At 62.9% G+C, this 5,105-nt stretch carries 6 protein-coding genes; 5 read left to right on the top strand and 1 reads right to left on the bottom strand.

From position 1 onward, the window contains the following. The first annotated feature begins 220 nt into the window (after positions 1-220). The 4 genes from FJ251_13290 to FJ251_13305 all read left to right on the top strand — a co-directional run bounded on the left by FJ251_13290 (position 221) and on the right by FJ251_13305 (position 1,603). The gene (locus tag FJ251_13290; protein MBM4118681.1) at positions 221-403 is read left to right on the top strand and encodes a hypothetical protein; all 183 of its coding nucleotides are present in this window, start codon (positions 221-223) and stop codon (positions 401-403) included. 12 nt (positions 404-415) lie between these two features. Next, positions 416-613: a hypothetical protein gene (locus tag FJ251_13295; protein ID MBM4118682.1), complete on the top strand. Its 198-nt coding sequence runs from the start codon at positions 416-418 to the stop codon at positions 611-613. A 172-nt stretch (positions 614-785) separates the two neighbouring features. Then, entirely contained in the window at positions 786-1,376 is a 591-nt protein-coding gene (locus FJ251_13300) for a hypothetical protein (GenBank protein MBM4118683.1), read from the top strand. An 11-nt stretch (positions 1,377-1,387) separates the two neighbouring features. Next, complete coding sequence (locus FJ251_13305) at positions 1,388-1,603, top strand: hypothetical protein (GenBank protein MBM4118684.1); 216 nt, start codon at positions 1,388-1,390, stop codon at positions 1,601-1,603. Positions 1,604-1,635: 32 nt separating this feature from the next. On the opposite strand, the gene FJ251_13310 is transcribed toward FJ251_13305, so the two are convergent. After that, on the bottom strand, positions 1,636-3,423 hold the full coding sequence (locus FJ251_13310) for a hypothetical protein (protein MBM4118685.1): 1,788 nt from the start codon (positions 3,421-3,423) through the stop codon (positions 1,636-1,638). 127 nt (positions 3,424-3,550) lie between these two features. Here FJ251_13310 and FJ251_13315 point away from each other — a divergent pair, with 127 nt between their 5' ends. Then, a complete protein-coding gene (locus tag FJ251_13315; GenBank protein ID MBM4118686.1) occupies positions 3,551-4,810 on the top strand; it encodes an IS256 family transposase in 1,260 nt (419 codons plus the stop codon). Positions 4,811-5,105: the final 295 nt, after the last annotated feature.

A 5,105-nucleotide genomic window follows, 5' to 3' on the forward strand; every position in this document is an offset into this window, starting at 1 on the left:
AAAATTGGCCACCTCGGATGCAAAGATAACACCACTCTTCTCGAGCATGCCTCCTTAAAGTTGACATACAGATGATTGATCCCGACAAAAAGACAACTTCAAGATGCTATATCTATGACAACGAAATCTATAGGTTGCATTGCCGGTTCGACTCGGGTATCTTCATCTACAAGCGGGAGGATAGGCCCCCGCTCAACGGTCTCAAACGCGGAGGTTTTCAATGGGCACCAAGGACACCGCCTCTTCGGGAGGCACCACCAGGGAGCCCGGGCTCCTGGAGTCGTTCTCGAACACCCTGATGGGCGTCGAGAACCCCGTCACGCACACGCTGCCCGACGGCACGGTCGGTCACGGCCGGACTGCCGATGAGGCGCGGCAGGACGCCGAGAACAAGTCGAAGTAAGGAGGTTGGGTCATGTCGAGCGGCTTCGATTTCGCCAAGTTCACCAAGACCACCGCAGTCCAGGTTGACAAGATCGATGTGGGGCTTGGTGAGCCGATCTGCATCTCGCACGTGTTCCACCCGAATCCGCCCAAGGAGTACGAGGCGCGCATCGATGTCGGCGGCGGCGTCAGGATCAACCTCGAGAGGGGCACCATCGAGCAGAAGTAGCTTGCCAGACATGCCCTCCTCGGGCCCCCGGCGGGATTCCCCCGGGGGCTTTTTGTATGCAAGATGGCCCACTTTTCCAAGAGTAGGCCATCTCCGGCCTTGACGACCACCCCCCGGGCTGGTACGAAGACACTAGAGGGCCATCGACGGCACTTTATCCATGAAGTAGGCCATGGCGCGTACACACCAGCTCCAAGACAGCGAATATCACCTGAATCCGGCCGCGCTCCGGAAGGTGATCTACGCCACCGAGTCCTTCCGGGACCGGTGCATTCTCAAGACCTTCGCGCAGACCGGCATCCGCCGCGCGGAGCTCGGGGCCCTCGACGTCCGAGACGTCGACCTCGAGCGCCGGCGGCTCCAAGTCCGCGAAGGCAAGGGATCGAAGGACCGAGTCCTCCCGATCACCGACGAGCTCGCCTCCGACCTCGCGCACCTCATCGGCAAGCGCAAGACCGGTCCGCTCTTTGTCTCTCTCCGCGGCTCCGCAGTTTCAGTCCGCCAGCTCAACCGGATCGTTGCCGACGCCGGCCGCCGGGCTGGTGTCGAGAACCCGAACCCGAAATACGCGGGCCAGCTCACCTGCCACCTCTTCCGGCATAGCTTCGCTAGGGCATGGAAGTCGAAGGGCGGTTCGATCGAGAGCCTTGCGAAGATTCTCGGCCATTCGTCCACCGCGACGACCGTGGACCTCTACGGAACCGAGAGCATCGAGGACGTTCAAGCCAACTATGAGCGGGTTATGGCTGAACTCGCGGGCTAGAAAGGTGGGCCATGGAATCCAAGCGCGAACCACTGCCGACCACACCGGCCTTCCGTGAAGCTCGAGAGGGGTTGCCGGAAGGCCTCCGAAACGACTTCGATTCTCTCGTCGAGATGTACCGCTTCTATGCGTTCCTCCACTACGAGCGGCCGTTCGTCTCCTACAAGATCCTCGCCGACCTCGTCCGCAATGGCTGGCGCCCGAGTGCCGATCCCCTTCCGGACTGATGTCTGCAGTGGCCGCACGCGGCTCGCAGAATCTAAGCCGGGACGGGCACAGCACGAACTACGGCAAGCTCCTCTTCCGTCAGCCCGAGGATCTCTGTCATGGCTTGCTCGATGCGCAGTCTCAAAGCCTCAGCTTCTCGTTCCTTCGCCGCCCGAATCGCCGGGGATCGTGCCTCCCAGACTTCCGACGTCGTCCTGACTGCCCGTTCCACAAGGCCCTCAACGCTCCGCCGCTGCTCCGCCGCAGCGCTGGGAATCGGCAAGCTCTCGATGAACTGCTTCCCGTGCGAATAGTAGCCGCCGCCGAAAACGCTTGTCCTAGAGCGCACCATCGCCTCGCTCAATGGATGGCATAGCACGGCAAGGAGGTAGTAGAGGGAACTCGTCGAGCCCTCCTTGGGCTTGGTGAGGTAGTAGGGCCCGTTGCCTCCTCCAGTCACGACGATGTTCTGGTCGTCGTAGGCGTAGCGCGGTTCGAGCGACAGAATGGGAAGGATGATCTTGGCGCAGTTGAACTTAGTCAGGCTCTGCGAACGGCCGTACTGGTAGAACTGCCGTTCGCTCGCACTCCCGCCGGTGACATTTCGGACCTCGAGTTGTCCGCGACGCGCCTGCAAGTATGCCCAGGCACCGGGATAGTCAGCCCGCATTTCTCTCGGCTGGATGAGCGACGCTCTCCGCTCACCCAGTCGATAGGGGAAGATGATGTACTTGTTGGGCTGCGGCCGCGCATATGCGTGCAGCTGCACATCGTGCAGGCAGGGCCGCAGGATCGCCCGCTCCAGTGTCCACTCGCGGCCATCCCAGGTGATGGAAATGCTGTCTGCGTTCTCCTGTTCCGCGACTACGATGTAAACCTCGTCTGCGCTTGTTTGCACGCCGACGAAAATGTCCGCTACATCACCAAGGGTCTCCGTCCAGGCGCTCCGGATTCGGTCGAATACAGCCCGTGCTGAACTCGCGGCAATGGTCCACGCCTCCTCACCGAGGCGGGTACCTGGGATTGTCTCGCGCTCACCGGCCTCGCCATAGCGCCAGCGCACCAGGTTGGCAACGCGCTCGAGGCGGACATCGGCGGCGCCACTCTTCGTGAGCACCAGGATGCACGTGTAGTTCTGCGCCCCAGCTCCGAACACCTGCTGCGCCCCAAAGTGCACCAGCTCGTCAACCAATCGACCTTCCGCGAGGAGCCGCCGCACCGCGCGTCCCGCCGTAAGGGTCATGAACTTGTTCGGCACGATGAACCCAAGCCGCCCCGCGGGCCCGAGCAGGCTCAGCGACCGCTCAATGAAGAGTGCGTACTTGTCGAAGTTGTCAGCCCGGGCCGTCGTGTAGGGAGAGCGGGGGCTCTGGTAGAACCCTACCTCTTCGGGTGAATACGCCACCATGTTCTGGATTCGGATGTACGGCGGGTTCCCCACGATAACGTCGAAGCCACCCCGCCTCATCTCCGCAGGAAACTCTCGAGCCCACGTGAAAGGACTCACTCTGTCTACCAGACCCGGATCTGCTCCTGGAGTATACGCGGCAAACTCCTCATGTGATACCAGGCTGTTTCCCTGCCGGATCTGCGGTGCGAGGTTCGGCAACACCGGCTCGCGCCTCGCTCTTTCGTATGCCTGCAGGGCTCCTGCTGTCTCGTCCTCTACCAGTCGGAGGAGCAGGCTGAACCGCGCAACCTCAACAGCGTTGGGGTCGATATCGACACCACGAATGGATTGAAGGAGGATCCGCCGCTTCTCCTCGAAGGTCAGGCGCCACCGGTTGCCTGTGACCTCGTAGATCCTCGCCCCAACGTGCTCGGCTCGATTGTGCTCCACGTACCACTTGAGATGTTGGTTGAGAAGCAGCTCGTAGAGAGTGTGCCAGGCTTAGTTGAAATTCAGAAGGCTCCCGATATGATGGCGAGGAGTTCGAAGTCTCGACCGTCACAAGAAGGGAGCATTGATGAGAAGCGTAGTACGGATTTCGGAGCGGCGCAAGCCGCGTGAGGTGTCGCAGGGCAAGCTGCTGCGGGTGGTTCAGGACGGCGATGAGCGGTCGCGGCGGCTGTGGGCGATTCAGGCGCTCTTGCCGGTGGCGCTTGAGGAGTTCGTGAAGGAGATACAGCGGGAGCTCGAGGAGCTGACGGGGCCGCGCTATCAGCGGGCGGCCGGCGAGGAGGATCGGGTGCGCTGGGGCCGGCAGGCTGGGTCGATCTTCTTGCTGGACCAGAAGGTACCTGTCGCGGTGCCGAGGGTTCGGGATCGGCGGCGCCAGGTCGAGGTGCCGCTGGAGACGTACCGCGGGATGCAGAGCCCGCAGGCGGCGGATCGGCTGGTGTTCGCGCGGATTCTGGGGGGCCTGAGCTGCCGTGGCTATCGCGACGCGTCGGCACTGGACCCGGAGAGCTTCGGGCTGGCCTCGTCGACCGTGTCGCGGCGATTCATCCAGGTGACGGCGTCGCGGTTGCGCACGTTGCAGGACCGTAGCCTCGCCGGTGAGGAGTACGTCGCACTGTTCCTGGACGGAAAGGCGTTTGCAGGCGAGACGATCGTGCTGGCGATCGGCATCCTGGCCAGCGGCGAGAAGCGCGTCCTGGGATTCGTGCAGACGACGACAGAGAACGAGCGGTCGTGCGCGGAGTTCCTGCAAGGCCTCGTGGAGCGGGGTCTGCGTTACGAGGACGGGCTGCTGTGCGTCATCGATGGCGGCAAGGGCCTGCGCAAAGCGATCAGCCGGGTGTTCGGTCGCCGGGCGGCGGTGCAACGCTGTCACTTCCATAAGCGGAGCAACGTGTGCGCGTACCTGCCGAAGAGCCAGCAGGCAGCCTGGCGCAAGCGCCTGAAGCGGGCGATGGATCTGCCAGGCTACAAGGAGGCGAAGGCGGCGCTCCAGCGCCTCGCCCGCGAGCTTGCGCTGGTGAACGAGTCGGCGTCGCGCAGTCTGCTCGAGGGGCTGGAGGAAATCCTGACCCTTCAGCGGCTGGGACTGGCGACCGAGCTGGGTCGCAGCTTCAAGACGACGAACGTGATCGAGTCCTTGAATGCGGGCATCGGCCAGCGGACGGACAAGGTGGACCACTGGCGCAATAGCAACCAGATCCAGCGTTGGGTTGCCGCAGCGGCGTTGGACGTCGAGCAGCGGCTGCACAAGGTGAGCGGCTACAAACATCTCGCGAAGCTCCAGGCCGCCTTGCAGGCGCAGGATCAGGCGAAGGCAGCGTGAGTCAACCCAGGGAGCCCGAGAATTTCAACTAGCAACGGCATTGACTCGTGACGTGGCGATCAAGGTTCTCGCCCCGCATCTCACCGCTGTTCCCGGGGTCCGTGCTCGTTTCGAGCGCGAGGCGCGCACGATCTCCCGGCATAGCCTTCCTCACATCTGCACACTCCACGATATCGGCCGGGAAAGGGACAATCGTCGGCACATTCCAGGACATGGCGCCAGAGCAGTTGGAAGCGAGGCGGTTGATGCTCGGAGCGACCTGTGGGCCCTGGGGTGCGTGCTCTGCGAGATGGCC

It is taken from the genome of bacterium (assembly GCA_016873475.1).
Lineage (GTDB): Bacteria > Krumholzibacteriota > Krumholzibacteriia > JACNKJ01 > JACNKJ01 > VGXI01.

Excerpts from the sequence above, each read along its gene's own strand:
- FJ251_13315 (MBM4118686.1), top strand. The coding sequence starts at position 3,551 with ATGAGAAGCGTAGTACGGATTTCGGAGCGGCGCAAGCCGCGTGAGGTG.
- FJ251_13295 (MBM4118682.1), top strand. The coding sequence starts at position 416 with ATGTCGAGCGGCTTCGATTTCGCCAAGTTCACCAAGACCACCGCAGTC.
- FJ251_13290 (MBM4118681.1), top strand. The coding sequence starts at position 221 with ATGGGCACCAAGGACACCGCCTCTTCGGGAGGCACCACCAGGGAGCCC.
- FJ251_13300 (MBM4118683.1), top strand. The coding sequence starts at position 786 with ATGGCGCGTACACACCAGCTCCAAGACAGCGAATATCACCTGAATCCG.
- FJ251_13305 (MBM4118684.1), top strand. The coding sequence starts at position 1,388 with ATGGAATCCAAGCGCGAACCACTGCCGACCACACCGGCCTTCCGTGAA.